The organism is Curtobacterium pusillum, assembly GCF_013359865.1.
GTDB lineage: Bacteria > Actinomycetota > Actinomycetes > Actinomycetales > Microbacteriaceae > Curtobacterium > Curtobacterium pusillum.
In genome coordinates this window covers 1-4000 of record NZ_JABMCE010000018.1, presented here as the reverse complement: position 1 = coordinate 4000, position 4000 = coordinate 1, and the positions used below count along the sequence as shown (strand labels likewise).

Genomic DNA, 4000 nt, shown 5'->3' with positions numbered 1-4000 from the left:
CCCCGGGCGCGGTCGCGGCCGCCGCCGCCCCCGTGCCGTCCGGCCGCTGGCCGCCCGTCGGCACGCCCTCGGACACCCGCGCCGCGGCTCCCTGCCTGGTCCGGATCCACCCCTCCCCGTCGAGCTGCTCGTACGCCGCGACCACGGTGCCCCGCGCGACGCCGAGCTCCACGGCGAGCGCCCGTGTCGAGGGCAGCGCGTCACCCGCTCGCAGCGTCCCGTCCTGCACCATGGCCCGCACCCGCCCCACGACGCGCTCGGTCTTGCCGACGTCCTTCGACTGGTCCACCTGAGATCCGCCCATCTGGTCCATGGACCGGACCACTCCTGACCCTAGCGTTGCCCGCATGCGCACCACGAGCCTCCCGGCAGAGCAGTCCGACCCCACCGACGGCCGGCCCGCACCCGGTGGGCCGTCGCTCACCGTCCGCCGCCTCCGCGACCGCCAGTCCCACGACCCCGCCGACCTCTCCGCGATCCTCGCCGAGGCGATCGTCGCCCACGTCGGCTTCGTCCGCGGAGGCCACCCGATCGTGCTCCCGTACCTCTGCGGGGTCGGCGACCTCGGCGCCGGACCGGTACTGCTCCTGCACGGCTCGACCGGCGGCGGCCTGTTCCTCGACGCCGGCGAGACCGGTGTCCCGGTCTCCGCCACCGTGACCCACGTCGACGGACTCGTGTTCGCCCGCTCGACGTTCGACAGCTCCGCGAACTACCGGAGCGCCGTGGTCGTCGGCAACGCGACCCTGGTACCGGACGAGCTGCGAGCCGAGGCGCTGTGGCAGCTCGCCGACCACCTCATGCCGGGTCGCCGCGACGAGGTCCGTGAGATGTCCGCCAAGGAGGTCCGGGCCACCCAGGTCCTCCAGCTCCCACTGGACCGCGCGAGCGTCAAGATCCGCGCAGCCGGTGTGGGCGAAGCCGTCGACGACGGCGAGGACCACACCGTCTGGGCGGGCGTCCTGCCCCTCGCGACCCGTGCCGGGGTCGCGATCCCGGGGGACATCTCGGGGGACGCTCCGGTCGAGGGCTCGGTCCGGGCGCTGGCGGCTCGCCTGGACGACCTGGCCACGGCTCGGGAGGCGCGGATCGCCGCCGTCATGCGCCGCGCGCCCGCCTGACCGCCGGTTCTTCCCGCCTCGGGACCGGTTCTTCCCGCCTCGGGACCGGTTCTTCCCGGCTGGGGGCCGGTTCTGAGCGCGCTGGTAGAAATCGCGGAGCCTGTGACGAACCGCAGGAACCCGCCGAGGCTGCCCAGCGGAGTCCAGGTTCGTGACCAATACGTTATCTTTCCGAGTCACCTCGTCACCTGCTCGGGTCGGCTCGTCCGACTCGGAAGGAACCATGGGACGCCACGCACTCTCCGCAGCACCCGACGGCGCAGTACCCACCGACACCGGCGTCGAGCTGCGTCGGCCCCGTGGTCGCCGGTCCGCGTTCGGCCCGGCCGTCGCCCGCTCGACGTTCGTGGAGCACACGAAGCCGGCCCGGGCCGTCTCGCTGTCGCAGGGCCGTCCGGTCGCTTCGACGGCCGTCGCCGGCGCCGCGGTGCTGAGCCGTTCGGCCGCTGTCCGCGCCGAGCGTGCGGCGGACCCGCGCCACATCCGCCGGGCCGCGAACGCCAAGCGGGCGGCCATCCTCCTCGCACCCGCGCTCGCCGTCACCTCGAGCCTGACCCTCGCGCTCCCGGCGAACGCGGCCACCCCGTCCACCGAGGCGCACCACGGGACGACGACGTCGCAGCAGGCGCAGACCTACACGGTCGCCCGCGACGTCCAGGTGCCCGTGGTGTCGACCGACGGCATGACCACCACGACGACGATCGTCTCCTACCCCACGATCGTGACGAAGTTCGGCGTGAGCACCCAGCAGGCCGAGGACGCCATCTCGAAGGTCCTCTCGGCCGGTGGTGACCGCGCGACGGTCGTCTCCACCGCTCTGCAGTACATGGGCGACCCGTACGTCGAGGGGGGTGCGAGCCACGAGGGCATCGACTGCTCGGGTCTGACGATGGTGGCGTACGCGGCCGTGGGCATCCCGCTCGTGCACTACGTCCCGACGCAGGACGCCGCCGCGACGACGGTCCCGGAGTCCGAGGCGAAGCCCGGTGACCTCGTGGTGTACGACAACGAGGACCACGTCGGCATCTTCCTCGGCGACGGGCTCGTGCTGCAGGCACCGCACCCCGGGGACCCCGTGGACATCGTCCCGATGTACTCGGCGGCGCACCACTTCGCACGGGTGCTGCCCGCCGGCAGCTGAGCAGCGCCGGCGGCGTGCCGGACGGACTCGTCGAAGAGCCCGTCCGGCGCGCGGTCAGATTCCCCCTGAACGACGACCAGGCTAGCCGGTATCCAGTACTCATATGCATGGCAGCCGCTCGGAAATCCTGATCGCGCTGGTCTCCCGTAAACTGGAGTGATGGCCACCGAGACCCGCACCCCCTTCGAAGAGCAGCGCTCTGCTCGTCCGCAGGTGCGCCCGCGCACCGAGGGCTGGACCCAGGCGCAGGACTCCGAGGGCCGTCCGCTCCTCCAGTTCGCCTCCCCGAAGCGTGGCAAGCCGCCGGTGCACCTCGCGGACATGACGGTCTCGGAGCGTGAAGCGGCCGTCGTTGCACTCGGCCTGCCGAAGTTCCGCGCGAAGCAGCTGTCGACGCACTACTTCACCCACTACACGTCCGACCCGGCGAAGATGACCGACCTGCCGGCAGCGCAGCGTGACGAACTCGTCGCGGGCATGCTGCCGCCGCTCCTCACCGAGACCCGTCGTCTCGAGACGGACAAGGGCGACACGATCAAGTTCCTCTGGAAGCTGCACGACGGCGCCCTGGTCGAGTCGGTGCTCATGCGGTACCCGGGGCGCATCACGCTCTGCGTCTCCTCCCAGGCCGGCTGCGGCATGAACTGCCCGTTCTGCGCGACCGGGCAACAGGGGCTCACCCGCAACATGTCCACCGCCGAGATCATCGAGCAGATCGTCCGCGCGAACGCCGCGATCGCCGCCGGAGAACTCGGCGGCGGGAAGGGCAAGGGCGGGCAGGACCGCGTCGACGCCGAGCGCGTGACGAACATCGTCTTCATGGGCATGGGGGAGCCGCTGGCGAACTACAAGCGCGTGATGGACGCCGTCCGGACCATGGTCGCACCGCAACCGAACGGGCTCGGCATGAGCGCCCGCGGCATCACGGTCTCGACCGTCGGCCTGGTGCCCGCGATCAACAAGCTCGCGGACGAGGACATCCCGATCACCTTCGCGCTCTCCCTGCACGCGCCCGACGACGAGCTCCGCGACGAGCTCATCCCGGTGAACTCGCGGTGGAAGGCGGACGAGGCGATCGACGCCGCCCACAACTACTTCGTCAAGACGGGTCGACGTGTCTCGATCGAGTACGCGCTCATCAAGGACATGAACGACCACGCCTGGCGCGCCGACCTGCTCGCCTCGAAGCTGAACGCACGGGGCAAGGGGTGGGTGCACGTCAACCCGATCCCGCTCAACCCGACGCCCGGCTCGGTCTGGACGTCGTCCGAGGTGCACGTGCAGGACGAGTTCGTCCGCCGTCTCAACGCCGCCGGCATCCCGACGACCCTCCGCGACACCCGCGGCAAGGAGATCGACGGCGCCTGCGGTCAGCTGGCCGCGGCCGAGTAGACGGCGCGGGATGCGCGTGTTTCCGGGCCTCCGCGGCCCGACACGCCCGGGATGTGAGCCGGGTTGGTGCTCCCGTTCACCTCTGCGTAAAGTAATCACTCGTTGCCGCTGAGGCGGAGAACGGAACGGCCGGAACGGTCGCCTCCGAGTCTCGCCCGGGCAACGAAACCAGCCTCTCTGACGAAGCCCGCTGATCATGCGGTCCGAGTGGGGAGTGCGTCTGGTCCTTGAGAACTCAACAGCGTGCACATTGTCAATGCCAATTTATTGACCCCGTGCGTGATCAGCTTCGGCTGTGATCGTCGGAGACAATTCCTTTTGGATTGAAGATTGTCCAGTGGACAGT

The 4000-nt window shown here is 70.7% G+C and carries 4 protein-coding genes; 3 read left to right on the top strand and 1 reads right to left on the bottom strand.

The genetic code is table 11. The features are described 5' to 3' along the window. Nucleotides 1–313 (bottom strand): GntR family transcriptional regulator (locus HP507_RS00135; RefSeq protein ID WP_175349879.1); only part of this gene is annotated, 313 nt, incomplete at its 3' end. A 34-nt stretch (nucleotides 314–347) separates the two neighbouring features. Between HP507_RS00135 and HP507_RS00130 the strand changes: the two genes are divergently transcribed. The 3 genes from HP507_RS00130 to rlmN all read left to right on the top strand — a co-directional run bounded on the left by HP507_RS00130 (nucleotide 348) and on the right by rlmN (nucleotide 3654). Continuing rightward, nucleotides 348–1121, top strand: a complete 774-nt coding sequence (locus tag HP507_RS00130) for a pyridoxamine 5'-phosphate oxidase family protein (RefSeq protein WP_175349878.1) — start codon at nucleotides 348–350, stop codon at nucleotides 1119–1121. 223 nt (nucleotides 1122–1344) lie between these two features. Beyond that, nucleotides 1345–2262 carry a C40 family peptidase gene (locus HP507_RS00125; protein WP_175349877.1) on the top strand — a complete coding sequence of 306 codons (918 nt, stop codon included), beginning with the start codon at nucleotides 1345–1347 and terminating at the stop codon, nucleotides 2260–2262. Nucleotides 2263–2421: 159 nt separating this feature from the next. Next, nucleotides 2422–3654: a dual-specificity RNA methyltransferase RlmN gene (gene rlmN / locus HP507_RS00120; protein WP_175349876.1), complete on the top strand. Its 1233-nt coding sequence runs from the start codon at nucleotides 2422–2424 to the stop codon at nucleotides 3652–3654. Nucleotides 3655–4000: the final 346 nt, after the last annotated feature.